This is a genomic window from Sediminicola sp. YIK13 (genome assembly GCF_001430825.1).
Taxonomy (GTDB): Bacteria; Bacteroidota; Bacteroidia; order Flavobacteriales; family Flavobacteriaceae; genus Sediminicola.
Genome location: NZ_CP010535.1, coordinates 581020 through 607590, shown reverse-complemented (window position 1 = coordinate 607590; position 26571 = coordinate 581020). Strand labels below are relative to the sequence as shown.

The following is a 26571-nucleotide window of genomic DNA, read 5'->3' as shown; positions in this document are numbered from 1 at the left end:
ATCAAAAGCTCAGGAAAGGTGTTGATTTAAGTTAAATCCATAATTTTCAATCCCTTTTTTAATTGCATTACCTTATAATCGTAAACTACGATATAACAAAAATAAGGGCATTTCCTACAGAAACATGCCCTATTATCGATTATTTGCTGTAAATTACTTCTCAATAGTAGTTTAGCACGGAAATAAATTACTATTTTTAATTCAACTCCCCCGATAACCTTTAAAAGAATAGGTTTGAAAAATTATAATTCCATTTTAGTTCTTGTTTTATTTCTTGTTTTCCAAATAGGATTCTCTCAAACTACAAGGCAGATTGATAGCCTTAATGTGCTCATCAATTCAAAGGATAATGATACTACCGCTGTAAATCATTTATTGGACATTGCTGCACTGCTATTTATGTCAAACCCAGACTCGGCAATGACCTACTCAAACAAAGCAATAGTATTGGCAGAGAAAATCGATTTTAAGGGTGGGCTTGGCTATGCCTACAAAAACTTGGGATTGGCTCACTATTATAAAGGAGAATATTCCGATGTGCTTATATTTTGGAAAAAATCCTTGGCCATATTTGAGGAAATAGACCATAAGGCAGGTATCAGCAATTTATTGAACAATTTAGGAGCCGTTTATCAAACCAAAGGAGATGATCCGAAAGCCCTTGATTACTTAATAAAATCCTTGAAAATAGGTCAGCAAATTCAGGATTCTTCACGAATTGGAACGGCTTATTTAAACATTGGAACCGTTTATTCCAATCAAAAAAATACGTACCCTGAAGCTTTTGAAGCCTACCTTGAATCTAAGGCCATCTTTAAAGATATTAAATATGAAGAGGGTATTGGAACCGCTTGTATAAATATGGCAGAGTTGTATCTAAAAAACAATGAGCCAAATTTAGCATTATCGGAAATGAACGAAGCCATTGATGCCTTCAAAAAATCTGGTGTAAACCTTTCCATAAGTTACAATTTGATGGGATTAATATATGAGGAATTAGGTGATTTGAACAAAGCGGTCAAATATCAAGTAGATGCCATTCTTTCCGCTAGTGAAACCGATTCTAAAATGGAGAAAACCAAAGCGTATATTGATTTGGGGAACATCCTTATCCAACAAAAAAAATTCGAACAGGCTATCCTTAATTTTGAATCCGGTTTAGAACTTACGGAAATTACGGGGGTCTATAGAGCTAAAAAAGAAGCTTATAAAGGATTGTCCAATGTCTATTCTGGGATGGGAGACTACGAAAAGGCATATGAATATCAAAAGTTATATTCACTAATGGTCGATACCCTTAAGAACGACTCCTATGAAAAATCTATAGGTGATCTCAGATTTCAATTTGATCTGGAAAATAAGGAAAAAGAAATAGCACTTCTAAATAAAAACAACGAACTAAAAGAAATTGAACTTGAGCGTTCGGCAATATCCAAAAAATATTTGTTGGCCCTCTCAGGGTTGTTTTTTGTAATTATTGCAGGTTTCTTCTTTCAATACCGGTATGTTAAAAAATCACATAAACGTTTGGATAAAGAACGAAACAAGACAGAAGCGATATTATTGAATATTTTGCCGAAAGAAACCGCTGAAGAGCTTAAAGCTAATGGATTTATTAAAGCAAAAGAATTTGATTTTGTCACGGTACTTTTTACCGATTTCAAAGCCTTTTCTGTAATTGCAGAGGATATTTCTGCTGAAAAGCTGGTCTTCAGCGTTGATTACTATTTTAAAAATTTTGATACGATCATTGAAAAATACAATCTTGAAAAAATAAAGACCATTGGTGATGCCTACATGTGTGCAGGGGGACTTCCCACAGAAAATGAAACCCACGCTGAAGATGCTTTAAATGCAGCCTTGGATATTCTTGATTTTGTACACAAAACAAAAGAACATCCTCCAGAGGGCATTCATCCATTCGAAATACGCATAGGACTCAATACGGGCCCAGTTGTGGCAGGGGTTGTTGGCACAAAGAAATTTCAATATGACATCTGGGGTAGTACCGTAAATATTGCCGCCAGAATGGAAAGCAATTCTGTGGAAGGAAAAATTAATATCTCAGAAAATACGTTTCAACTTTTGAAAGACAAATATAAATTTAATTATAGGGGAATTATTAAAGTAAAGAATTCTCAAAAACTGAAAATGTATTTTCTCGAAGAAAATAATAAAGAACTAGTAGCACAATCCTAAATTAAATTGACACTACCTTTATTTACAAGACTGAAATATGCATTACATACTAAAGAGTTTGTTGTTTAATTAAATACTTGGCAGAACAATAATTTAATCAATAATTTGTTTAAATTGTACCGACTGCTAGTTATAGGATATAATTATATGGTTCTTAGTAACAAAAAAGCATACCCCGAGATTTGCCTTAAGATTTTAAAAGATCTTGAGGAAAATTTACCAGATCATCTTACTTATCACTCACTGGATCACACCATTGACGTGGCGAACGTATGCAATCACTATATAGAGCGCCTTAAAATAGATGAGGAAATGGCAAAGCTGTTACGAATCGCGGCTATCTCTCACGATTATGGTTATATTGTATCTCCTATCAACCACGAAGAAAGAAGTATAATCGCTATTGAGCCCTATGTTAAAAATGTATTAACCGAGGAAGAAATCAATATTGTCAATGGATTAATCATGGCAACAAAAGTACCTCAGCAGCCAAAGACCTTTTATGAAGAAATCATCGCCGATGCCGATTTAGATTATTTAGGTAGAAAAGATTATGACATCCTGAGCGAAAAGCTATATCAAGAATTTAATCATTTCGATTTTGTGTCCGATCATATTGAATGGCTCAACTTACAAATTAAGTTTTTAGAAAAGCACAAATACCACACCCAATACGCACAAACACATCGTGAAAAGAATAAGGCAAAAAAATTAAAAGAATTAAAGACTACTTTGCTTGCCAAAAATACCTAGTGTTCCTATAAGAATACCTGGGATATGAGCAATATTGCACTTACCAATAGGGGAATAAAACTGTATACCAAATTTTTGACTGATTTATTGACATCGATAAATTTTTTGGAAGCAATTAAAGAATTGACAAATATCTGCTCTCCCAAATGATCGTAAAGCTCCTGTTCATTATCCATCAAATCCATCAATTTTTTTGAATATTCCTGGATAGTACCATATTTCGTGACCACATCGTGGAAAAAAAACATATTGGATTCGAATTTTGTTTCTATTTGGGGCATAAAACATCTAAAACTAAAATAAATAGATCGCGAAACAAAAAAGATGAAAATTAAGAATGTCGCTGAAAGCAGTACATTAAGATTAAAATTACTTTCCATTCCCGTGGCAATCTTAAAAACCACTCCCAACAAAAGACCATAAAAAGATATAATTAGTCCGGCTTTAATTTCAGAAGACCTATTGAGACCATTTATATAGGAAATTCCTTGCCAATACACATTAATTTTGTCTTCGGGTGTTAATTTCTTCATGATCTTTAAAATGAGTTAAATCTAAAAGTACTAAAAATAGTAAGGAGATTAACTTCGCTAGGATCAAATTTATGTCTCTCATTAAAAAATACAAAAGGCTCATACAAAGTTTAACACGTTTAATAAAACAGTTTTTCAATAAAAACATCCATAGAAATTAAGCGATTTTTGCCAAACTTGAACATTCCCTCATTGAAATGTTAATTAAATGTTAATTTATAGGAAGTTATTGACCTGCAATGCCTTAATAAAAGAAACCTTACCTATATTTAAATGTAATTCCCTCACATATTACCCATTTCTACCATTGTAATATTATCGTACGTAACAGATATAGACATTTTATATGTGATGCATGGTTAATCCATTTAATCAACCAATTATGCAACGTATTGAGGGAACCACTACCAAGAACACTGGGAAAAGCACAAGTCAAAGATTTCTACTACCCATTAACATTCTTTTTCTTTTATTAGTAACTACTTTATCGGCACAGGACTACACTACCACTGGTCTATCTGACGATTGGAATGACCCCACCGCTTGGATTTGTTCTGGCGGACCTTGTGCCAATAACCCGGTACCGGATAGAAAAGTTTCCAATAGCACCATTATAATCAATCACAATATTTTCTATAACTCCAACAATCCCATTAGTCTGGAGAATAAAGCTGATTTAATAATCGGGAACAACGCCAAATTATCAACTATTAGTAATTTAAATATTTCTGCAGGTACGTCATTAACTGTTAACCAAGGACAAATTGAGATAGGTCCAGGAGTTTTAAATAATTTAGGATTAATTACACTAACCAATGCCCTACTAATAAAAAACGGAAATATTGTCAATGATGCCCAAATAGTAGTATCCAACTCTTGTGTAGAACTCACCAATGGGAACTTTGTAAACAATAATAACATTTCCGGGAATGGGAGTGTTAAAACACTAAACGGAAATATCAATAATTTTGGTACCTGGGGAATAGATATTATATACTTTTTCAGTCAAAACGGCAATGGCCTTCCTGGATCACCAAGCACTATTGAAGAGGTAACTAAAATCTGTGAGTGCATCTTAACTAATTGTGATATTCTTCCTGGGTATCCCCCTAATTCCAAGGTAAATGAAATCATAGGATCTGCATTAACTTCTTTGGTTTTAAACTATAATGCTAACGAAGCGTACAACGATTTAATTTACACCATCAACCCTAATAATCAGGTATTGATTGAAATTATAATTTTCAATGGAGAATTTAGCCGCGTAAGTGCCTTTTTAAACACCTTTGGAATTGGCACCAATGATTATATTTCTGATGTATATGCACCTGAGGATGACGAGCGAGTTATTACAGTTTTCTTTCCAATTGAAGATTTACAGTCTCTCAATGCCAGATCTGATATTATTAATCAGGTGTACGAAGTGTCACCCCCAATTCCAAACCAGGGATTAATTGACAGCCAGGGAGATGCGGCCCAAAATTCAAATCTTGCCCGACTTGGCTGGAACGTTTCCGGGGTTGATGTTAAGGTTGGCGTTATTTCTGATAGTTACGACAGAAAAAGTGGTATACAACCTACCATAAGTCCTGCTGTACAAACAGATATTGACAATGGCGATCTACCAGGAAATGAAAACCCCGTAGTGGTTGTTCAAGATTTCCCCTATGGTATTGCGAGCGATGAGGGAAGGGCCATGATGCAAATTATACATGATGTGGCCCCAGATGCAGAATTACTCTTTAGAACAGGATTTATTTCTGAAGGCAATATGGCAGCAGGGATTTCTGAACTGGTAAACCTTAATTGCGATATTATAGTTGATGACCTTACCTATATGAGAGGCCCGTTCTATAGGGATGGTATTATAGCAGACGCTATTAATACTGCCACTGCCAGTGGCGTAAGTTACTTTAGTTCTGCTGGTAATTTTGGTTCTAGATCCTATGAATCTACCTTTAATCCATCCCTTTCGAATCCTACACGCCACGATTTTGGCGGAAATAATGTATTACAGAACATTACCTTAGGCGTAGGTCAATATATTATTGCCCTGCAATGGGATGATGATTTTTACTCCCTAGGATCTTCTACAGGGGCACTAAATGACATGGACATATACCTCGCTGGTGATAACGGTACCATCCTCTATGGATTCAATAGAAATAATTTAGGAGCAGATCCTGTGGAAATAATGCCATTTACAGTACTGAATCCAACCACAACTAATATACTGATTGAAAGAGCGGCAGGGAATAGTTCCCCTTTAAAATTTAAATATGTGGTTTTTCGTGCAGGTAATGACGGTAATTTTCAGGCTATTCCCGCAGCGAGCGGATCTACTGTTGTTGGACATGCCAATGCAGAAGGAGCTATTGCTGTGGGAGCGGTACGCTATGACAACACAGAAAGTTTTGGAGGAATTCTTACTGCCCAACAGTCTTCGTCCCTTGGTGGTACAACAACGACAGGCACATTAAGAAATAAACCAGATCTAATGGCACCTACAGGGGGTGATACTTCGGTAAATTTAGGGGCACCGGATTTTGATGGTAATTTATTACCAAATTTCTTTGGTACTTCAGCCTCGGCGCCTCATGCCGCTGGTGTGGCAGCGCTTATTATGGACGCAAAATCTAAATTTGAGGTAGATCCCACAAATTCAGACATCAATTTAAGTGTTAGAAATATTTTACTCAATACTGCGATAGATATGGCAGCTCCTGGTTTTGACTTTAAAACAGGAAACGGATTTGTTTCCGCCGACGGTGCACTAGCTTCCTTTTCTAATCCTTCCCCCAATTTAATTCAGTTTAATCTCGATAATCTAGATTTGGATCTATTTGAGCCTGGAGATGTGTCTTTTGAGCTTATCTTGGAAGGAAACTCCTTCAATGAATCATCTGTGGTTATTTTTAGAGGGGAAGAACTGGAAACCACCTTTGTTAGCCAAACAACATTGAAAGCTACAATTCCTGAATTTCTGGGCAACCCTCCTATCTATGTATTTACAGAGCCGGGACCATTAACAAATGGATCTGATGGTGGAACTTCCGAAACAAAAACGTTTACCGATCCAATCATAACAGATGTAATTGTCCGAGCCAATAATGAACTAAGGAGATATGGGGAAGAGAATCCAACTTTTTCCTTTAGTACCATTGTTGGTGATACAGAATTACCACTTTCTGACGAAGAATTAAACCTTTTATTGCCATCAATAACACTTAATACAGAGGCCACCTCCTCTTCTATCGTAGGTATTTATGCCATAGATGTGACTATTGCGAATATCAATGTTGGCTTATCGGAACTCTATAATTTTATAATAGAGCCGGGAGTATTGAATATCAACCCTATGCCCGTTACCATAAAGCCGCAAGCCATAGATCCGATAACATACGGTGATTCCTTACCTGAGGTTTCATTCGATTATATTTTTGGAGAAAACGGAGAAACAGATGTAACTGTAGATCCTGTGGTCGCCAGCACTTTCTCAGAAAGCCATGCGAACGCCATTTCTTTGGTCAATGGCTTTTCCTTGGTAAATGGGATTTCCCTGGTCAACGAAATATCCCTTGTAAATGGGGAACCAACCTTAAATGGCTTTTCTTTAGTGAACAAAACATTTTTCGTTTCCCAAAGTACCGTAGATCAATCGGAAACTGTTTCTCAAAATGGCTTCTCTTTAGTAAATGGAACTGGGAATGAAAAGGTAATCAACTTTGGGGCCGACCTTTTTTCTGATCAAAAAATAGAATCAGGTGAGTTCTCTACCATTACCAACGGCATTTCCTTGGTTAATGGGTTTTCTTTGGTAAATGGTTTTTCATTGGTAAATGGCTTTTCATTGGTGAACGGAATATCCATGGTAAATGGCATATCCCTGGTAAATGGCTTTTCATTGGTGAACGGGATATCACTGGTCAATGGTTTTGCGCTGGTTAACGGTATTTCATTAGTAAATAGTGAGAGTGCTCCTATCCTAAATGCGTTTGAAAATATTTTAGTGATTCTAAATGGTGACGATGCCCTAAGTGAAATTCCAATTGACATACGCCCCCTTAACGTAATCACTGGGATAGATGCGGGGACACAGTATATTATTCCTGGAGGTATTTTAGATACAAATTTTGAAATTAGATATCAACCAACCCCTCTTGAAATTTTACCTGCAACACTCACTGTTACCTCGCAGGATACAGATATCGTTTATGGCGATGATCCACAGGAAGACCTGACAGGAATTATAGATGGCTTACAAAATACTGATACTGCAGAAGAGGTTTTCCCTGAAGGTTTGATCTATACCGTAGATTGTGAATCTTGTGGAGTCTTGGATAGTCCGTATATCATTAAGGCAACTGCCACCAACACCTCCCCGAATTATGATATATCCTATATAGATAGTGGTTTACTGACGGTGAATAAATTTGAGCTAACGGTTTCGGTAGAAGATGCTACCATCACCTATGGTCAGTTAGAGGACCCTTCTTATACAATTAAATCCAATTTAGAACCATTACCCTATAATGAAACTATTTCTGAAGTCTTAGGCGATTTAAACTTCACCCCATCGGATGCCTGTACCACCAGCAGTACCATAACTGTTAACGACTTTGTGCAACCGGACAATTATAATGTAACCATTGAAAGTGGTAATTTAACCATCAACAAGACGGAACTTCAGATAGAGATTTTATCCACTTTTATTACAGAAGGCAATCCAATACCAACAAACTTTAACATCATGGTGAACGGATTGGTATGTGATGATACTACGCCCATTATTAATAGTTTTATAATCAAAGATAAAAATGGTCTTGTTCAGTCTGGCAACCTAATTGGGGGGGAATATGATGTATATGCAAATGTTTCTGATTTATCTGGATATGAGAACTACAACCTGACCCAAGTTCCAGGCATACTGTATGTAAATCCATCGGTTGGCTGTAATAACAGAATTCAGGCATCAGATATTTGCAAAAGTCCGTACACAATAGCAGGACGTCCAGAAATAACAACACTGTTGCGATTTGAATATACTAACAACCTAAATACCCCAATTTTTATTCCGAATGGGTCAAAAAACATTCTAAAAGGCAAGGCTATTTTCGTAGGGTCCCCTCCAGAAGTATTTCTACCAGGAAAACATACCTTTGAAATTTATACCAATGGTGAAACATTGCAATGGGAAGTGATTACAGCAGGGTGTAAAAGTGCCTCAAAATCCGCTAACGGCTCTAATGCTAACCCTTGTATTTCTAACACCTCCTTAACAGCGAAAATTTCCGATTCCGTGGAGCAAAATACAGTTGAACAATTAGTGGTATACCCCAATCCAGTTACAGATTATGTGAACATTGTAACGGGAATAACTTCTGATCTGATAAAGATAAGTGTATACAACGAAGTAGGGCAAACCATCCTAAAGCAAAATATAGAAGGAAATAACTCACCTGAAATCTACCTTGATGTTTCAAAATTTAAGGCTGGCCTTTTATATATAGGTGTAGAACAAAACGGGGAAAGCACCTTTTATAAAATTATAAAGAAGTAATTGAAAAATATGATAGATACAGACAAAAATCAGTAGTAATAAAACTTATGAATAAAAAAGTTATTACCTTACAGAGGAACTACGAAATAAAAAGGTTTTTTTTAAAACTTTTACTAGTTCCCATAAGCTATAACACCTTTAAAATTTAAAAGATGAAATTCAATTTAGCTGAGAAAATAGCAATAGTTAAAGCCATAGATGAAGTAATTCTTGCAGATGGCTACGCCTCCCAAAGTGAATTGATCTTTCTTTCCCAATTGATGGAAATGCTCAAATTTGACAGCACTTTAATAGAAGAAGCTAGAAAAACTACCGGCAATGAAGGTTTATCGATTATCAAGGCAATGCCAGATGATAAGAAAAAAACACTCATTGTTTTGCTGCAAGAAATGGCGAAAGCAGACGGCAAGGTAGATGATAATGAAATAGAATTAATCCAACAAATAATATCCTATATTGGAGTATTTAGGGACTAAATTTTTGTAAAAACCTAATAATCCTTTCAAAACCAAAACGACCGCTCGAAGATTTGTTTGTTTACCTGGTTGGTTTTTAGAATATTAAAAAACGGATGAATCATAATGAATGCATAAAATCTTCAGCCAATATTTTCCTTAGATAAAAGATCAATTCGTTTGCATTTTCTTGGGTGAATACCATGGGTGGCTTTATTTTTAGCACATTGTGATCAGGGCCATCTGTACTCATCAATATCCCGTGATCTTTCATCCTATTGGCCAAATAATCCGTTTGCTCTGCCAAAGGATTCATGGAAGCATCTACCAACTCCATGCCCAAAAACAATCCTTCCCCCCTAACATCCCCAATTATGGGAAAGTCCGTTGCGAGCTTTTTAAGTTCTGATTTTAGAAATACACCCACTTTTAGGGCATGGGCCTGCAATCTTTCCCTTTTCACCACTTTTATTACTTCAGCCCCTATGGCGCAGGAAACAGGATTCCCTCCAAAAGTGTTGAAAAACTCCATTCCATTGGCAAAATTTTCGGCTACCTCCTTGGTACAGGCAACGGCTGCCAAAGGATGTCCATTGCCCAACGGCTTTCCTATGGTCACAATATCCGGGATTACCCCGTGCAATTGGAAACCCCAAAAGGTTTTTCCCATTCGGCCACAACCCACTTGAACCTCATCGGATATACAGAGTCCGCCTGCAGCCCTGACATTTTTATAGGCCATTTCAAGAAATCCCTCCGGCAGGTCTATTTGTCCCCCACAACTAATAATGGGCTCTATGATAAATCCACCAACACCCCGGCCTTTTATATGGATACTGTCAATTTGCTTTTGTACTTCCCCAGCATAGGCATCCGCTGTACCTTCACCTCTATATTTTCCCCTGAACGCATCTGGCAGTGGAAAAATATGGGTATGTTCCGGGGCTCCTTTTCCTCCTTTGCCATCAAATTTATAGGAACTGATATCGATGCACATATTGGTATTGCCATGGTACCCAACTTCAGAAGCTATGATATCTTTTTCACCGGTAACCGCTTTTACCATCCTAATGGCCAATTCATTGGCCTCACTACCTGAATTCACAAAATGCAGCACACTTAGTTCAGGAGGAATTGTTTCCAAAAGTTCTTTGGCCAGATTATTGATATTTTCATGCAGATAGCGGGTATTGGTATTGATCAGTGCCATCTGTTCCTGCCCTGCCTTTACAACATCCGGATGCTCATGGCCTACATGCGCCACATTGTTCACGGTATCCAAGTATTTTCTTCCAAATTGATCCAGCAAATACTGCCCGGCCCCCCTAACCATTTTAATGGGGGTTTTGTATTGCAAGCTGAGACTCCTGCCCAAATGTTGCTTTCTAAAGGCAACGATCTCCTCATCTGGCGTAGCGTTATTAGCATCCAACACATCTGACTTAAACAACAAATTTGGATCGGGACAAATACTTTTCCAAACGGAGAGTTGATTGTAATACGCTACCCCAGGATAATCAATTTTATAATTGAGCATGGATAACATGACCTGAAAATGCAAATGGGCAGCCCAATTTCCGTTTTCCGGATAACTCCCCAGTTCTCCTATGTTTTCTCCAGCTCCCACTTTATCCCCTACTTTGTGTTTCAGTGCACTGGAAACCGACAAATGGCCATAAAGGCTGTAAAATTGTAGATCACCTTCCTTATGCCTAAGAATTACCAAACCGCCATATTCCTTGTCTCCTGCATCGTTAACTGCGGCTACTACCTCTCCTTTAAAAAGTGCATGTACCGGAGTCAATGCGGGAAGCCAAAAATCGACCCCTAAATGTATCGTCCGACTTTCTCGTCCTTTATTCCCAATTTTATCATAGGCATCAGAAGTGTAAATAGGTCTAGGTTCCAAATAACCCCCTGCCAATATTTTGGATGGAACTTCTTTTTGCAGCCTATTGATCTTGAACTGGAAATAATCCAAATCGTTAAAATCTTTTTGATGCCCTATCCAGGTACTGAAAACACTCAGGTCGAGATGATGTATTTTGCTGGATTTGATGGTTGGAAACAATTTTTCCAAGGAGAATGATTGTTGGCTTGCCCATGTTGAAAATTTCTCCTCATTAGGATGAGCACTAAATCCGCAAACAGCCCTAAAACTATAGTGGGCAAATTCAGCGTCGACCAATTTCCATTTTTGGAGCAGTTCCCATGCAGGTTTTTCACTTACCAGCAGATAATGGTTATCTGGTTCCTTAATTTTATTGATGGCCGATTTGGTTACGGAAATGACCAGCCTCATGGCAATGGCAAGATACAAATGCCCCAATTCTGAAGGAGTTAAAGCAAAGGCACTGTGGTACCCTTTTACAATGGGCAATGCCGCGGCCAACGGGTCATTATGGTGCATGATGGTGTAAGCACATGCAATGGCCAAATCATTAATGATATGGGTATGCACTGCGTCCCCAAAATCTATAGCTGAAATCACTTTGGGACCAATCAGATCCAAAGAAACAATAATATTGTTATCGTTGGCATCATTATGAACCACTGCTTTTCTCAGTTCGGAATAGGTAGGTTGAACTTTTTTAAATTCTTCCTGAAAAGACAAAATAATTTCCCTTTCTTCACCCTTAAACAAATCAATATGGGCTTCTGTCCAAGCAGCTTGTGCCACATCCCAATCCAATGGCCTATGCGCTTCTTCATGGTCAAACCCTTGCAGGGCCTTGGTCAATTTTCCCGCTTGTTCCCCCAGGCTATAGCGAAGTTCGTCTAATTGAGGATTTACAGAGCTCCATACCCTCCCTGGGATCCAAGATAGCAGTCGGACTTTCCTATGTTCCCCATTTTCATCCTTAAATTCAGAGATTGACATCCCGTTGACATCATTGATTACTTTTGGCGATATTAATCCTTGTCCATAATCACGAACATGTTGCAATAGCTTTTGTTGAAAATCCAAATAACCCGCATTCTCATTGGGCCGGGATATTTTTAAAATGTACCCTTCCCCATTGACATCATCAATTTTAAAATTGAAATCGATTTCCCCAGGAAGAGGTTTGGCACCTCCCTTAATATTAAAAAGTTCCAGGCAAATTTGTTCCGCTTGGCGTGCTGATATTTTGATTTTGTTGTATTCCATTTCAATTTCATTCATAAGATTGGTATGTTGAAATATGGCTCAATTTGATTTTCGTGATACAAGATATTCAACAATTTTAAATCAATTCCAAAAAATAGTGCAAAGCAGGGTTTTCATTATCCTTTTTCCAGGCTGCAAAAAGTTCCGTTTTATGGGGTACCTCATCCAATTCTAGAAATTTAATATTATAATTGAATTCATCACGGAGTGAATTGGGGACAATAGCAACCCCCATCCCATATTCTACCAACTTAAATATGGTAGGTCCATGAATGGATTTATGGGAAATTCGGGGACTAAAACCGTAGTCTGCGCAAAGATTCTGTATTTGCTGATAGTACATAGGACTGTTTTCATTGGGAAATAGAATGAAAGATTCTTCTGCTAGCTGTCCCATGTTCTTAAAATTGGACCGATCAATAGGATGATCCACGGGTAATACCAATGAAAAATTTTCACTGTAGACAGACTTTATATGAATGTCTGACGGGACTTTGTTGGAGCGCATAAAGCCAATATCCAATTGTTCTTGTTCTAACCCCTTTAGTTGTTCGGTATTGGTAAACTCTTCCAAATAGAAATTAATTTTGGGATGCGTTTTGCTGAACTCTTTTATAATTGGGGGCAGAAAACCCTGCATTGCAGAACCCACAAAGCCAATTTTCAATTGTCCCATTACCCCATCCAACGATAATTGCCAACGCTCCATGGAGTGATCCACCTGCTGTAAGATCAGATTGGCCTCCTTCAACAATAACTCTCCGGCCCTGTTCAGTGCTACCTTCCGATTGGTCCTATTGAATAAAGGGGTTCCCAGGGTTCGTTCCAACTGTTTTATATGCTGGCTCAAGGCAGACTGTGAGATAAATAATATCTCTGCAGCTTGGGTATAATGCAGTGTATCTGCCAAAACCAAGAAATAGCGTAAGGAGCGTAGCTCTAATTGATTAGTATTACTTATCATTTAGTGTATAATAAGAATTGTTTCAAATTAAAAGTACAATTAAATTTGTACCTATAAAATTAATTATGATGGTTACAAACGATTTTTCTCCATTGGCAAATGTTTTAGATGCCCTGTTCACCCCTTACAAAACCAGGGTGCCCGATGTGGCCAAAGTAAATGCTGCCATGATTTCTAGGGGCATCATTGAAAATGAAAGCCAAATTATAAATGATCATATTGCCTTTAGAACCTTAGGAGTCCCACATTTGGGGATAGCTTCTTTTGAGAAAATATTTCTTCACTACGGTTATGAAAAAAGGGATTACTACTTCTTTGAAGGCAAAAAATTGAATGCCTATTGGTATGCCCCACCATCTGAGGAGTATCCACGTATTTTTATGAGCGAATTAAGGGTTGATGATTTATCTGAAAAAGCGCAACAGATTATTCGTGCATATACAAAACACATTACATCGGACCCTGTTGATGCAATAGATCTAAATGACACACAGGCCGTTGGAGATTTCTTTCATAAAGCACTATGGCAACTACCCTCCATTGAGGACTACAAAGGTTTGGCCGAAGAAAGCGAGTATGCAGCTTGGGTTATCCATAACAGGTATTACCTCAACCATTATACTCTTAGTGTCCATGAATTTACCGAGGAGTTCAATACAATTGAAAAGTTCAATACATTTTTGGAATCAGAAGGGATATCCCTGAACACGGCCGGAGGAAAAATAAAAACCAGTGCTGATGGCTTGTTAAAACAGAGCAGTACCATTGCAAAAATGGTTGAAGCCAAGTTTTCAGGCGGACAAAAAATGGAAATAGCAGGGAGTTATGTTGAATTTGCAGAAAGACTGGTCTTACCTGAATTTCGCAGTTTGGAGCCAACTTCCATCCAACACAAGCACAGGCGCGATGGATTTGAATCTGCCAATGCGGATAAAATTTTTGAAAGCACCTATTCCGAACAGACGGGGAGCATAAAATAACACCACTAACTCAATTAATTTAGATACATAAAGAACTGGGAACCATAATATTTATGGTTCCTTCCATTTAAAGCAATTGGTATTAAAAGAAAAATAATATAAATAATGAACTAAGAACCTTTGAAGCCATAAACTCTTACGAGATTATTTTTCGTGTGCACCGACTGTTTAGTTGAATTTTTGGTATTCAATTCCTTATTTTCTGGTCCTAAATTAAATGAAATCCTTACATTAGAGTACGAATAGATAGTATAACCAACCATTTGTAATATTGATTTAACCTTGTAAGTTCAACTTAGGATCCCTACACGAGAACTAAAAACGATCCTTTTACCACAGGGAACTAAAATCAAGGTAATGGACTGGTTTTCTTATACTTAAAAAACCTAGTGCCATGAATGTAAAAAACAGCTTTTCCGGGTCCTATCTTAAATACCTGCAGATCCTGTTTTTTACGTTTCTTTTTCTTTATTTTGGAAAAGTCCTCTTCATTCCATTATCCTTTGCTCTTTTAATAGCCCTTATACTTTATCCTTTTTGTAGTGCACTTGAAAATAAAAAATGGCCTAGAAGTTTGGCTATTGCACTATCTATGGCCCTCGTATTCTTATTGTTCCTAGGGATTTTATGGCTTTTAATGTGGCAAATGACTTTCTTAAAAAATGATATTCCTTTTCTGGTAGAAAAACTGGAAGAAGGTTTGCAAGAATGGCTAAAAGAAAAATATGATTTAGATTTTAATTTTGAATCCTATTGGTTAGAAAATCTTGCTGCCAACTCAGGAAATGGTTTTGGATCATTTATACAAGGGTTGTTTGAAAATGTAGGCAACTTTTTGTTTGCATTGTTTATGATTCCTGTTTTTACCGTTCTATTTCTCTTTCATCGGGGGCAATTTGTACAAGTTCTGCGCTCCATGATACCCGAACAATATCACTCCAGACTTTATTTTATACTCCGTGAAGTTTCCCATTCTTACTTCAAATATATTATAGGTCTCATCAAGGTGTATGTTATTGTAGGCATCCTCAATAGTATTGGCTTGATGATTCTAGGGGTAGAACATGCACTTTTGTTTGGGATGCTTAGTGCCATTATGACTATTGTACCCTACGTGGGAATTATTATAAGTGCTCTTCTTCCCATTTCAGTGGTGTATATAACTACAGGCTCCTGGCTTTATCCCTTGGGGGTAATTGCTGTTTTTTCCTTCGTCCAATATCTGGAGAGCAGTATTATTTTTCCAAAAGTGGTAGGCGAACAAATGAATGTAAGCACATGGGCCATCTTGGTAGCCCTTATAGGAGGAGGGATTATTTGGGGGGTTTCCGGGATGGTGTTATTTATCCCTTTTGTGGCCATTCTCAAAATAGTAAGTGGTTATATTGAGGAATGGAAGCCACTTAATATATTACTAGGCCGTGGTGAACCAGAGAAACCTAAAAATTGAATGAGCTTATCTTTTGTACCATTTATTTCCTGGTTAATTTCGAAGTGCATCGAAGCGAATAAAAAACAAAAAAAAGCCGTCAAAGCTTAAAGCTGACGGCTTTCTGATGAATATACTAGAAATTTATTATTGTGGCATCACTACAGTATCGATAGCGTGTATTACCCCATTAGAAGCGGCTACATCGGCCATAACTACGGTCGCAGTTCCTCCTTTGGCATCGGTCAACATCACATTACCATCGTTTAAGCTTAAAGTTATCATTCCACCTTGTACTGTGGTTACTTCAAACTTTCCATTATTTTTATTAATGGCATCAATAACGGCAGCAGCCTCAAATTTTCCTGCCACGACGTGGTAAGTCAATACGGCTGTTAAAGTTCCTTTACTTTCTGGCTTCAAAAGTCCTTCTACTGTTCCTGCTGGTAATTTTGCAAATGCATCATTGGTCGGTGCAAAAACCGTAAATGGTCCTTCACTGCTCAAAGTTGCTACCAAATCTGCTGCTTTTACCGCAGCTACCAAGGTTGTAAAGTTTTCGTTCCCAGCAGCAACACCTACAATATTTGGTGTTTCAACTGTTTGTTCAACAACTTCCATTACCTCAGTGGAGGCTTCGTCCATTGCATCTGACGCTTCTTTTTTTGTTTGCCCACAAGAGGTAGTAATTACTCCAACAAGTGCAAAGGCGCTAATAATTTTCATTAGGTTCATAATATCTTATTTTAAAGTTTTTGTAAAGGTAGATGATGAGTAAGGTAAATATTCTTAATTTTTGTTTAAAGTTTTTAAAAAAATCTTAAACATATGGTAAATTATTAGCCAATATTCCAACTCACTGGCAAATTTACATTCCGTTACTTTTAGAGCATGGTACTATCTTTCATTTTGAATGATTGAAAACTATTAGGAGGTGGCGTATTTTTTCAACATCCAATTATTAACTATTTTTAGGCCTATTCATTAGTCTATAGAGTAACTTTATCCACAAATTTGTGCCATGAAGAATACCATTTCCCATAGGGTTGCTGATTTTTTGAAAAATTACCCTCCTTTCAGCCTTCTCCCGCAGTACGAAATTGAAACTCTTTCGGAGCAAATTTCTATTATTTACAAAGAAAAGGACACCCTTATTTTTGCTGAGAATGAAGAGTCACACTCCCATTTCTATGTGGTACATAAGGGGGCTGTTGCCTTGCGCAAAAGTCCTAAAAACGATATTGTGGATATATGCGATGAAGGAGATATTTTTGGACTAAGACCCCTAATAGCTCTCGAAAACTATAAAATGGAGGCAAAAACCCATGAAGAGAGTATTCTTTATGCTATTCCAATATCAATCTTTAAGCCTTATGCACTAGAAAACAAGGAAGTAGGGAACTTTCTAATTGAAAGCTTTGCTTCCAACACCCGAAATCCCTATTCTAAAAGCCACAGGGGTAAGCTTTTTGGTGAGTCAGAAGTAGTGGAAGAAGTAAATACCATTCAAAAACTACATGATCTTCAACCTGTTAAATATTCTAAAAAACTTGTTACATGTTCGCCTAGGACTACAGCAAAGTCCATAGCCGCGACAATGACCAAAAAAAATGTTGGTGCCATGCTGGTGGTGAAGGACTCATTGCCCATAGGGATCATTACAGATAAAGATTTGAGGAATAAAATTGTCACTGGAGAATATCCCATTACTACGGCCGCTTCCAAAATAATGACTTCCCCTGTTATCACCTACCGCAAGAATCTCACCATTACCCAGGCCCAAATGGCCATGATGAAAAGCAATATTAGCCACTTGTGCCTTACAAAGGATGGTACAACCAATACCAAAGCCTGTGGTATTCTTTCCAAGCATGATGTAATGGTTGCCCTAGGTAATAATCCTGCCGTCCTTATAAAGGCAATTAAAAGAGCTAAAAGATTTAAGGAAATTAAGCCCATCAGGGCAAGTATCATGCAGTTACTGCATGGGTATTTGGCACAAAATATTCCGATGACCTTGACTTCTAAAATTATTGCCGAATTGAACGATGCCTGCATCAAGCAAGTCGTAAAGATAGCCCTGTCGAAAATGCAAGATCCGCCACCAGTAAAATTTGCATGGCTGGCAATGGGAAGTCAGGGAAGAAGTGAACAACTGTTGCATACAGATCAGGACAATGCCCTTGTTTTTGAGGATGTGGAAGAGGAATTATTGGAAGAGACGAAGGCCTATTTTTTAAAATTGGCTTCCACAGTAAATAAAGGTCTTAACGTCATTGGATATGATTATTGTCCCGCAGAAATGATGGCCTCTAACCCCAAATGGTGTCAAAGTCTAGAACAATGGAAACAAACCGTTTCCCATTGGATCACCAATCCAGGTAATGATGAAGTGTTGCTGTCCTCTATATTTTTTGACTATAGTTTGGCTTATGGGGATGCCCAAATGGTAGCTGAATTATCTGACTATATCTTTAAAAGCGTAAGCAGTTACCCCATATTTTATGTGCATTTGGCAAGTGGCGCCCTTCAAAACCCATCCCCTACCGGTTTCTTTAGGCAGTTTCTCGTTGAACAGGATGGTGCCCATAAGGATTTCTTTGATATTAAAAGACGTGCATTAATGCCATTGACAGATGCCGCCCGTGTTCTTATCTTATCCCACTCCGTAAAATCTATCAACAATACCGCGGAACGATTTGAAAAATTGGCACAATTGGAACCCAATAATGAAGAGCTATATCTGGCCTGTTCTTATGCTTCCAAAGCCCTATTAAAATTTAGAACCAAGCAGGGCCTACTCCATAATGATTCGGGGAGGTTCATAGCCCTGGAATCCCTTACCAAGGAGGAAAAAATAAAGCTAAAAAGGACCTTCAAGACCATTTCAGAAATTCAGGAACTCATTTCAATCCGTTTCAAAGTAGCCAACATATTAGGATGATAAACCTCTTCAAAAAGCAGAAAAAGGATTACCCAGATTTTTGGGTCACTTACGAAAGGTCTTTCGAGAATAAAATCCCTAATGACCTTAAGTCGGTTCGCTTTGTAGTCCTAGATACAGAAACCACAGGATTTGATTATAACACGGATCGAATTTTATGTATAGGTGCTATTGGACTTAAAAATAACACCATTGCCATTCAAGACAGCCTGGAGGTGTTTGTACATCAAGAACACTATAATATTGAAAGTGCAGAAATACACTGTATCCTAAAAAAAGGAAAGATAGAACGCCTACCTGAAATTGAAGCCTTGCAGCAATTATTGGAGTACCTCGGAAATTCTGTAATCATAGCACACCACACCAAATTTGATGTCACTATGATCAATAGGGCCTTAGAGCGCCATGGATTGCCCAAATTAAAGAACAAGGCTTTAGATACAGCCGTATTGTACAAAAAATCCCTGCTTTTTACGACGTTGCTGGAAAAAAAAGATCATTACACACTGGATGACCTTGCAGATAAGTTCAGTATCTCAAAAGAAGATAGGCATACCGCTATTGGCGACTCCTATATTACCGCCATTGCTTTTCTTAAGATCCTGAACAGGATGAAATATAGAAAGGAGCCTACTTTAAAGGATCTGTTCAAATAAAAAAGCTCCCAGAACAGTATAACTTTTCTAGGAGCCCAAATCTTATAAATTAAACACTACGACTTTAAATAAGCAAGCACATTTTTTTCAATACGGGATTGGATATCCGATATATCTGCCTTAACAAACTTCTCTCCAGTAATATTCTCATAGAGTTCTATATACCTTTCTGATACCGTGGTAATATAATCATCCGACATTACAGGAACTTTTTGTCCTTCCAATCCTTGGAACCCCTCACTTATCAACCATTGTCTCACAAACTCTTTAGAGAGTTGCTTTTGTGGCTCCATCCTATTTTGTCTTTCCTCATAGCCATCGGCATAAAAATAACGAGAGGAATCTGGGGTATGGATCTCATCTATCAATACAATTTTTCCATCTTTGGTCTTGCCAAATTCATATTTGGTGTCTACCAATATCAAACCTCTTTTAGCGGCTATTTCGGTGCCTCTTTGAAAAAGATCTCGGGTGTATTTTTCCAATACAACATAATCATCTTCTGAAACTATGCCCCTTTTTAATATATCCTCTCTGGAAATATCCTCATCATGATCTCCCATTTCAGCTTTTGTAGCCGGGGTAATGATGGGTTCGGGAAACTTATCATTTTCCTTCATGCCTTCTGGCATTGTAACCCCACATAAGATCCTCTTGCCCAATTTGTATTCCCTTGCCGCATGGCCCGACATATATCCGCGAATTACCATTTCTACTTTAAAGGGCTCGCAGGCATGGCCAACGGCAACGTTGGGGTCCGGAGTTGCCAAAAGCCAGTTAGGTACAATATCGGCCGTATCCGCCATCATTTTGGTGGCGATCTGATTGAGAATCTGTCCTTTATAAGGAATACCTTTTGGCATTACCACGTCAAAGGCAGAGAGCCTATCCGTTGCAACCATTACCAAAATATCGTTTTCCAACTGGTATACTTCCCTTACTTTTCCCTTGTAGACACTTTTTTGTCCGGGAAAATTAAAATTTGTGCTTGTAATGGTATTGTTCATCTAATCTTAATTTTGATGCTCTATGTCTTTATATGCATCAATTACCTTCTTAACCAAACGATGACGAATCACGTCTTTATCGTCCAGATATATAATTCCTATTCCTTCTACATTTTTAAGCACCAATAGCGCCTCCTTTAATCCGGATATAATTCTCCTTGGTAAATCTATTTGTCCTGGGTCCCCGGTAATGATGAACTTGGCATTCTTACCCATTCTGGTCAGGAACATCTTCATCTGGGCATGGGTGGTGTTTTGGGCCTCATCCAAGATTACGAAGGCATTGTCCAACGTTCTTCCCCTCATGAACGCCAAGGGCGCTATTTGTATAGTGCCATTTTCTATGAAATGGGCCAGTTTTTCAGGAGGTATCATGTCCCTCAACGCATCATATAGTGGCTGCATATAGGGGTCTAACTTTTCCTTTAAATCACCAGGCAAAAACCCTAAATTCTCTCCGGCCTCTACAGCAGGTCTGGTTAAAATGATTCGCTTTACCTGCTTCTCTTTTAGTGCTTTTACGGCTAAGGCCACCCCGGTATAGGTTTTTCCGGTTCCTGCAGGACCTACGGCGAAGACCATATCGTTTTGTTTGGACGAATCCACCAATTTTTGTTGGTTTAATGTCTGTGCCTTGATCAATCTGCCGCTAACCCCATGCAATAGCACATCAGTACTAATTTGCGAGGTTTCCATTTCTTCCTGTCCGTTGCTGGCAAGGATTCTTTCAATGACGTTCTCATCTAGCTTATTGTACTTTGCAAAATGGGCTGTCATCTTCTCAAACCGCCTATCGAACTCCTCCAAGAGGTCCTCATCCCCATACACTTTTACCTTACTGCCCCTAGCAACAATCTTTAATTTGGGAAAGTATTTCTTAAGTAAATCAATGTTTTCATTCTGCTGTCCAAAAAATTCTCTTGGACTAATTTCCGTAAGTTCAATTATAAGTTCGTTCAAAGAATATGGATTTAAAAGTTCATGACCGTAAAGAAAATTTCCGTTGGCTAATTTTTTGTGTAATTTTGTTTAACAAACTTAAGTAAAAAATCAGTTTGCATTCCTAAAAACATATCAACAGTCCTACATGGCAATCATTACATTAACAACTGATTTTGGACATAAAGATCATTTTACCGGGGCAATTAAGGGCACTATTTACAGTGAACTCGAGAATGCCAGAATTGTTGATATTTCGCACTCTATAAGTCCTTTCAACATACAGGAATGCGCCTATATTCTTAAAAATTCCTATAAAACATTTCCAAAAGGTACCATACATATTGTAGGTATCGATTCCGAAAAAACCCCAGAAAATCAGCATATTGCAGTTTTAGTGGATGGTCATTATTTTATAGTGGCCAACAATGGAGTGCTCGGATTGATCATTTCCGAAGTACTTCCGGACAAAATTGTTGAGATCAGTTTACCGGATACCGGTCAGACCCCATTTCCGGTAATGGATGTCTTTGTAAAGGTGGCTTGCCATATAGCAAGAGGAGGAACTCTGGAAGTTGTTGGTAAATCATTTGACAAATTGAAGGATCTTAAAGAATTTACCCCGACAGTCTCGGATAATTTAAAAACCATTACCGGTCATGTGATCTACATTGACAACTATGGGAACGTAGTGTCCAACATTCAAAAAAGTCTATTTGAGGCCTATCGTAATGGCAGAAAATTTGAATTGAAGGCCAGGAACAAAAAATTGACGGAGATCCATAAAAGATTTAGTGATATCATCAACTTTAACCTGGATAAAAATCAGAGAAAAGGTCCCGGAGATCTTTTGGCGCTCTTCAATTCCTCCGAATATATAGAACTGGCCATCTACAAGAGTGACCTCAATACCGTTGGAGGCGCTTCTACCTTACTGGGACTTGACTACAGGGATACCATTACCATAAACTTTATCTAAATGTTCGTACGAATCGTAAAATTGACCTTTAAAAAAGAAAATATTGCTAGTTTTGAGCAAATTTTTGAAGATTCCAAAAATTTGATAAGAAACGTTGAAGGGTGTACCTTTTTAGAGTTATTGCAGGATAAGGATCAGCCAAATATATTTTTCACTTACAGCTATTGGCAATCGGAAGAAAATTTGGACAATTATAGAAATTCAACGCTATTCAAAAATATTTGGGGCCAGACAAAAGCATTGTTTGCAGAAAGAGCTGAGGCTTGGAGTGTAGATAAGAAAATTACATTAAACTGATTGCAAGGGTATGTTAGCCATTTATAAAAGGGAAGTACAAGCATTTTTTACGTCGCCAATTGGCTATTTGGTCATTGGGTTTTTTTTGGTTTTAACGGGCCTTTTCCTATGGGTCTTTAAAGGGCCTTTCAATATCCTTGAATATGGGTTTGCAGACCTGGATAAATTTTTTCTGCTAGCCCCTTGGGTGTTTCTTTTTCTGATCCCCGCGATTACCATGAGAAGTTTTTCAGAGGAGATTAAATTGGGCACATTGGAACTGCTATTCATCAAACCTATTCCCATTTCACATACGGTGATCGGCAAATTCTTGGGTACCCTTACACTGGCCCTCATTGCCGTTATTCCAACATTCCTATACGTCTTCTGTGTCTCTCAGTTGGGCACAACTGTTGGTAACTTGGATATGGGTATTGTTGTTGGCTCCTATTTTGGCCTACTCTTTTTATTGGCTAGTTACATTTCCATTGGTTTATTTACGTCCACTCTGACCGAAAATCAAATCGTTGCTTTTATCATGGGTATTGTTCTTTGCTTCTTCCTTTTTTATGGATTTGAAAGTATTGCTACAGTGGTATCCGATGGTGAACTATCCTTATTCATCCAAAATTTAGGGATGAAGGCACATTTTACCAACATTTCCAAAGGCGTATTGGATACCAGGGATTTAATTTATTTCTTAAGTATCTGTCTCTTTTTCCTCTACCTAACGGTGGTACAACTAAAAAACCGAAATAGATAATGCAAAAATCTTTTTTATCTATTGGCAAGGCAATTCTAGCATTGGTGGTCATCAATGTAATAGGCCAATATATGTATACCCGTTTTGATCTTACCGAGGACAAAAGGTATACGTTGTCCCAACCAGCCATTTCTTCAGTACAGGATTTTGAAAATCCCGTTATCATTGATGTGCTGTTGGACGGTAACTTACCCCCAGAATTTATAAAACTCAAAGGAGAGACCCAACAACTTTTAGAAGAGTTTGCCTCTAAAAACAAGAACATAAAATTTAACTTTGTCAACCCTCTAGAAGAAGCGGAAGCATCTGAAAACATTATTGCAGAACTGAGAAAATTAGGGCTTACCCCTGCAAATGTAACTATAGAGGAAAATGGCAAAGTATCCCAAGAAATAGTATTTCCATGGGCCATGGTCAACTATAACAATACCACCATAAAGGTTCCCCTCTTAAAAAATAAACTGGGCGCCAGTACGGAAGAACGCGTAAACAATTCGGTTCAGCATTTAGAGTACGCTTTTGCCGATGCCTTTGTAAAACTTAATATAAAGGAAAAGAAAAGGGTAGCCATAATCAAAGGAAACGGGGAATTGGAAGATATCTATATTGCTGATTACCTTACTACGATTAGGGACTACTACAACATTGGTGCCATTACCTTGGATTCCGTTGCCAGCAATCCACAACAGGTTTTGGATCAATTAAAGGGATTTGATCTGGCCATCATTGCCAAACCAACCCAAGCCTTTACCGATGCCGAAAAGTATGTTTTGGATCAATATATTGTCAATGGCGGCAAATCTATTTGGTTGATCGATGAGGTAGCCATTGAACTGGACAGTCTTTTTAATGAGAATGGCAGTGCTTTTGCCCTGGAACGAAATTTGAACCTCAATGATTTTTTCTTTAAGTATGGGGTACGTATCAATCCGGTATTGATCAACGATCTATATTTCACCCAGATCGTCCTCGCATCGGGAGAAGGCAACCAATCAGAATACAACCCGGTTCCCTGGTACTACAACCCCATGGTCTTTTCTAGGAACAACCACCCCATCAACAACAATTTGGAGGCTGTTAGATTCCAGTTTGCCAATAGTATGGATACCTTGCCCAACCCTTATAAAAAGACCATTTTATTTTATAGTTCGCCCTTATCTAAGACCGAAGGTACGCCAAGGGAAATAAATCTAAATACCATTAATACCCCTCCTAAAAAGGAAAGTTACACTAATGGAAACCAGCCTTTGGCAGTTTTGATAGAAGGTGAATTTAAATCGGCCTTTTTAAATAGGGTGAAGCCCATAGCGTTGAAAGGGACCATGGAAAAAGGAGAGGCAAACAAAATGCTTGTCATTGCCGATGGAGATCTAATCAAAAACCAAGTTAAAAATGGGAGACCGTTGGAATTGGGTTATGACAAATGGACAAACAACTATTTTGGAAATAAAGAATTCTTGGTAAACAGTATCAATTACCTTTTAGATGACAATGGACTTATAAACATTAGAAATAAAAAGGTGACAATCCCCTTTTTGGACGAGAAAAAAATTGTGGATGAGAAAAGCAAGTGGCAATATATAAACATTGGGCTTCCCGTAGCTTTGATCTTACTTTTTGGATGGCTTTTCAACGCCTACAGAAGGAAAAAATACGGCGCCTAAGTGTTAATAAGTTTGTTTTCTTTAAAGGCGCATTTAAAATACCTTTGTTTAAAGTATTTTTAAACCCAAAATTCTGGATTGGTAACTGTATTTTGCCCAAAAATGTATATTTTCGGGGGCGTCTTATCAAGATGGAGTTTCGACATTAAAATAATATAACTAATGAAATTTATAGTATCCAGTACTTATTTACTAAAACAATTACAGGTTTTGGGAGGGGTTATCAATAATAGCAATACACTTCCCATATTGGATAATTTTTTGTTCGATCTTGATCAAAACAAACTTACAGTTTCTGCATCCGATTTGGAAACTACCATGAGTTCTGTTTTGAACGTAGACTCTGATAGTGTAGGAACGATTGCGGTTCCTGCAAAACTATTGTTGGAAACCCTAAAAACTTTTCCAGAACAGCCTTTGACCTTTGTTGTTGAAGATAACAATACGGTAGAGATAAGTTCCAATCACGGTAAATATGCCTTGGCCTATGCCGATGGAGCAGAATTCCCCAAAGCGGTGGAACTTTCCAATCCTAGTTCAACTACCATCATTGGTGATATCTTGGCTACTGCCATTAACAAAACCATCTTTGCAGCTGGAAATGATGACCTGCGTCCTGTAATGAGCGGGGTGTTTTTTCAATTCTCTCCAGAAAATCTAACTTTTGTTGCTACAGATGCCCATAAACTGGTAAAGTACCAGCGTGCAGACGTTACCGCTTCCCAAGTGGCTGAATTTATTATGCCTAAAAAACCATTGACCCTTTTGAAGGGAATATTGGCAGGAAGTGAGACTGATGTTACTATTGAATACAATGATAGTAATGCTAAATTTTCCTTTGACCAAACGGAGCTTATCTGTAGGTTGATAGATGGCAAGTATCCCAACTATGATGCAGTGATCCCAAAGGAAAACCCTAATAAATTAAGTATTTCAAGAAATCAGTTTTTGAGCTCTGTAAGAAGGGTTTCCATATTCTCTAACAAGACAACGCACCAAATACGTTTAAAGATTGCAGGTGCCGAATTAAATATATCTGCAGAAGACATAGACTACAGTAACAAAGCTGAAGAGCGTTTGACTTGTTCTTATGTAGGGGATGATATGCAAATAGGTTTCAATTCCCGTTTTCTGGTGGAAATGCTCAACAACCTAACATCTGATGATGTTTCCCTTGAAATGAGCCTTCCAAATCGTGCAGGAATCTTAACACCTGTGGATGGACTGGACGAGGGTGAGCATGTTACCATGTTGGTAATGCCGGTTATGCTAAACAGCTAGTTCCTGAATTTATAGAGTTAAAAAAGCCACATTTTTCA

19 protein-coding genes are annotated in these 26571 nt (G+C 37.9%); 13 read left to right on the top strand and 6 right to left on the bottom strand.

Going from position 1 to position 26571, the window contains the following annotated elements; translation table 11 throughout:
* The first annotated feature begins 234 nt into the window (after positions 1-234).
* Both SB49_RS02660 and SB49_RS02655 read left to right on the top strand, forming a co-directional pair.
* Complete coding sequence (locus tag SB49_RS02660; protein WP_062053593.1) at positions 235-2199, top strand: adenylate/guanylate cyclase domain-containing protein; 1965 nt, start codon at positions 235-237, stop codon at positions 2197-2199.
* A gap of 147 nt (positions 2200-2346) precedes the next feature.
* Positions 2347-2952, top strand: a complete 606-nt coding sequence (locus tag SB49_RS02655; protein ID WP_062053591.1) for an HD domain-containing protein — start codon at positions 2347-2349, stop codon at positions 2950-2952.
* A gap of 5 nt (positions 2953-2957) precedes the next feature.
* Here SB49_RS02655 and SB49_RS02650 read toward each other — a convergent pair whose 3' ends face one another.
* A complete protein-coding gene (locus SB49_RS02650) occupies positions 2958-3485 on the bottom strand; it encodes a Pycsar system effector family protein (protein ID WP_062053589.1) in 528 nt (175 codons plus the stop codon).
* Positions 3486-3867: 382 nt separating this feature from the next.
* On the opposite strand from SB49_RS02650, the gene SB49_RS02645 reads away from it, so the two are divergent.
* On the top strand, positions 3868-9045 hold the full coding sequence (locus tag SB49_RS02645) for an MBG domain-containing protein (RefSeq protein ID WP_162254200.1): 5178 nt from the start codon (positions 3868-3870) through the stop codon (positions 9043-9045).
* A 152-nt stretch (positions 9046-9197) separates the two neighbouring features.
* Positions 9198-9521 (top strand): TerB family tellurite resistance protein, encoded by a 324-nt coding sequence (locus tag SB49_RS02640; RefSeq protein WP_062053585.1) that lies wholly within the window; start codon positions 9198-9200, stop codon positions 9519-9521.
* Positions 9522-9621: 100 nt separating this feature from the next.
* Here the strand turns inward: SB49_RS02640 and SB49_RS02635 are convergent, their stop codons facing one another.
* Together SB49_RS02635 and SB49_RS02630 are read right to left on the bottom strand one after the other, a co-directional pair.
* Positions 9622-12666: an aminotransferase class III-fold pyridoxal phosphate-dependent enzyme gene (locus SB49_RS02635; RefSeq protein WP_235537820.1), complete on the bottom strand. Its 3045-nt coding sequence runs from the start codon at positions 12664-12666 to the stop codon at positions 9622-9624.
* Positions 12667-12727: 61 nt separating this feature from the next.
* Positions 12728-13615 carry a LysR family transcriptional regulator gene (locus SB49_RS02630; protein WP_062053583.1) on the bottom strand — a complete coding sequence of 296 codons (888 nt, stop codon included), beginning with the start codon at positions 13613-13615 and terminating at the stop codon, positions 12728-12730.
* Positions 13616-13680: 65 nt separating this feature from the next.
* Between SB49_RS02630 and SB49_RS02625 the strand changes: the two genes are divergently transcribed.
* Together SB49_RS02625 and SB49_RS02620 are read left to right on the top strand one after the other, a co-directional pair.
* Entirely contained in the window at positions 13681-14595 is a 915-nt protein-coding gene (locus SB49_RS02625) for a DUF1338 domain-containing protein (RefSeq protein ID WP_235537818.1), read from the top strand.
* 394 nt (positions 14596-14989) lie between these two features.
* Positions 14990-16045: an AI-2E family transporter gene (locus tag SB49_RS02620; protein ID WP_062053581.1), complete on the top strand. Its 1056-nt coding sequence runs from the start codon at positions 14990-14992 to the stop codon at positions 16043-16045.
* A gap of 126 nt (positions 16046-16171) precedes the next feature.
* Here SB49_RS02620 and SB49_RS02615 read toward each other — a convergent pair whose 3' ends face one another.
* The gene (locus tag SB49_RS02615; protein ID WP_062053579.1) at positions 16172-16759 is read right to left on the bottom strand and encodes a fasciclin domain-containing protein; all 588 of its coding nucleotides are present in this window, start codon (positions 16757-16759) and stop codon (positions 16172-16174) included.
* Between the two features lie 286 nt (positions 16760-17045).
* Here SB49_RS02615 and SB49_RS02610 point away from each other — a divergent pair, with 286 nt between their 5' ends.
* Positions 17046-18968: a DUF294 nucleotidyltransferase-like domain-containing protein gene (locus tag SB49_RS02610; RefSeq protein WP_062053577.1), complete on the top strand. Its 1923-nt coding sequence runs from the start codon at positions 17046-17048 to the stop codon at positions 18966-18968.
* A complete protein-coding gene (locus SB49_RS02605) occupies positions 18965-19624 on the top strand; it encodes a 3'-5' exonuclease (RefSeq protein ID WP_062053575.1) in 660 nt (219 codons plus the stop codon). The genes SB49_RS02610 and SB49_RS02605 overlap by 4 nt, the downstream gene beginning before the upstream one ends.
* Before the next feature lie 56 nt (positions 19625-19680).
* On the opposite strand, the gene SB49_RS02600 is transcribed toward SB49_RS02605, so the two are convergent.
* Together SB49_RS02600 and SB49_RS02595 are read right to left on the bottom strand one after the other, a co-directional pair.
* On the bottom strand, positions 19681-20631 hold the full coding sequence (locus SB49_RS02600; RefSeq protein WP_062053573.1) for a phosphoribosylaminoimidazolesuccinocarboxamide synthase: 951 nt from the start codon (positions 20629-20631) through the stop codon (positions 19681-19683).
* A 6-nt stretch (positions 20632-20637) separates the two neighbouring features.
* Positions 20638-21591, bottom strand: coding sequence for a PhoH family protein (locus SB49_RS02595; RefSeq protein WP_062053571.1), 954 nt, complete (start codon positions 21589-21591; stop codon positions 20638-20640).
* A 127-nt stretch (positions 21592-21718) separates the two neighbouring features.
* Between SB49_RS02595 and SB49_RS02590 the strand changes: the two genes are divergently transcribed.
* The 5 genes from SB49_RS02590 (at position 21719) to dnaN (ending at position 26533) form a co-directional block, all read left to right on the top strand.
* Positions 21719-22549: an SAM hydrolase/SAM-dependent halogenase family protein gene (locus tag SB49_RS02590; RefSeq protein ID WP_062053569.1), complete on the top strand. Its 831-nt coding sequence runs from the start codon at positions 21719-21721 to the stop codon at positions 22547-22549.
* Positions 22550-22846: a putative quinol monooxygenase gene (locus SB49_RS02585; protein ID WP_062053567.1), complete on the top strand. Its 297-nt coding sequence runs from the start codon at positions 22550-22552 to the stop codon at positions 22844-22846.
* Positions 22847-22856: 10 nt separating this feature from the next.
* Positions 22857-23588 (top strand): gliding motility-associated ABC transporter permease subunit GldF, encoded by a 732-nt coding sequence (gene gldF / locus SB49_RS02580; RefSeq protein ID WP_062053565.1) that lies wholly within the window; start codon positions 22857-22859, stop codon positions 23586-23588.
* Positions 23588-25252, top strand: a complete 1665-nt coding sequence (gene gldG, locus SB49_RS02575; protein ID WP_062053563.1) for a gliding motility-associated ABC transporter substrate-binding protein GldG — start codon at positions 23588-23590, stop codon at positions 25250-25252. The genes gldF and gldG overlap by 1 nt, the downstream gene beginning before the upstream one ends.
* Positions 25253-25414: 162 nt before the next feature.
* Positions 25415-26533, top strand: coding sequence for a DNA polymerase III subunit beta (gene dnaN, locus SB49_RS02570; protein WP_062053561.1), 1119 nt, complete (start codon positions 25415-25417; stop codon positions 26531-26533).
* The last annotated feature ends 38 nt before the right edge of the window (positions 26534-26571 follow it).

Excerpts from the sequence above, each read along its gene's own strand:
- SB49_RS02655 (WP_062053591.1), top strand. The coding sequence starts at position 2,347 with ATGGTTCTTAGTAACAAAAAAGCATACCCCGAGATTTGCCTTAAGATT.
- SB49_RS02650 (WP_062053589.1), bottom strand. The coding sequence starts at position 3,485 with ATGAAGAAATTAACACCCGAAGACAAAATTAATGTGTATTGGCAAGGA.
- SB49_RS02645 (WP_162254200.1), top strand. The coding sequence starts at position 3,868 with ATGCAACGTATTGAGGGAACCACTACCAAGAACACTGGGAAAAGCACA.
- SB49_RS02640 (WP_062053585.1), top strand. The coding sequence starts at position 9,198 with ATGAAATTCAATTTAGCTGAGAAAATAGCAATAGTTAAAGCCATAGAT.
- SB49_RS02635 (WP_235537820.1), bottom strand. The coding sequence starts at position 12,666 with ATGAATGAAATTGAAATGGAATACAACAAAATCAAAATATCAGCACGC.
- SB49_RS02630 (WP_062053583.1), bottom strand. The coding sequence starts at position 13,615 with ATGATAAGTAATACTAATCAATTAGAGCTACGCTCCTTACGCTATTTC.
- SB49_RS02625 (WP_235537818.1), top strand. The coding sequence starts at position 13,681 with ATGATGGTTACAAACGATTTTTCTCCATTGGCAAATGTTTTAGATGCC.
- SB49_RS02620 (WP_062053581.1), top strand. The coding sequence starts at position 14,990 with ATGAATGTAAAAAACAGCTTTTCCGGGTCCTATCTTAAATACCTGCAG.
- SB49_RS02615 (WP_062053579.1), bottom strand. The coding sequence starts at position 16,759 with ATGAACCTAATGAAAATTATTAGCGCCTTTGCACTTGTTGGAGTAATT.
- SB49_RS02610 (WP_062053577.1), top strand. The coding sequence starts at position 17,046 with ATGAAGAATACCATTTCCCATAGGGTTGCTGATTTTTTGAAAAATTAC.
- SB49_RS02605 (WP_062053575.1), top strand. The coding sequence starts at position 18,965 with ATGATAAACCTCTTCAAAAAGCAGAAAAAGGATTACCCAGATTTTTGG.
- SB49_RS02600 (WP_062053573.1), bottom strand. The coding sequence starts at position 20,631 with ATGAACAATACCATTACAAGCACAAATTTTAATTTTCCCGGACAAAAA.
- SB49_RS02590 (WP_062053569.1), top strand. The coding sequence starts at position 21,719 with ATGGCAATCATTACATTAACAACTGATTTTGGACATAAAGATCATTTT.
- SB49_RS02585 (WP_062053567.1), top strand. The coding sequence starts at position 22,550 with ATGTTCGTACGAATCGTAAAATTGACCTTTAAAAAAGAAAATATTGCT.
- gldF (WP_062053565.1), top strand. The coding sequence starts at position 22,857 with ATGTTAGCCATTTATAAAAGGGAAGTACAAGCATTTTTTACGTCGCCA.
- gldG (WP_062053563.1), top strand. The coding sequence starts at position 23,588 with ATGCAAAAATCTTTTTTATCTATTGGCAAGGCAATTCTAGCATTGGTG.
- dnaN (WP_062053561.1), top strand. The coding sequence starts at position 25,415 with ATGAAATTTATAGTATCCAGTACTTATTTACTAAAACAATTACAGGTT.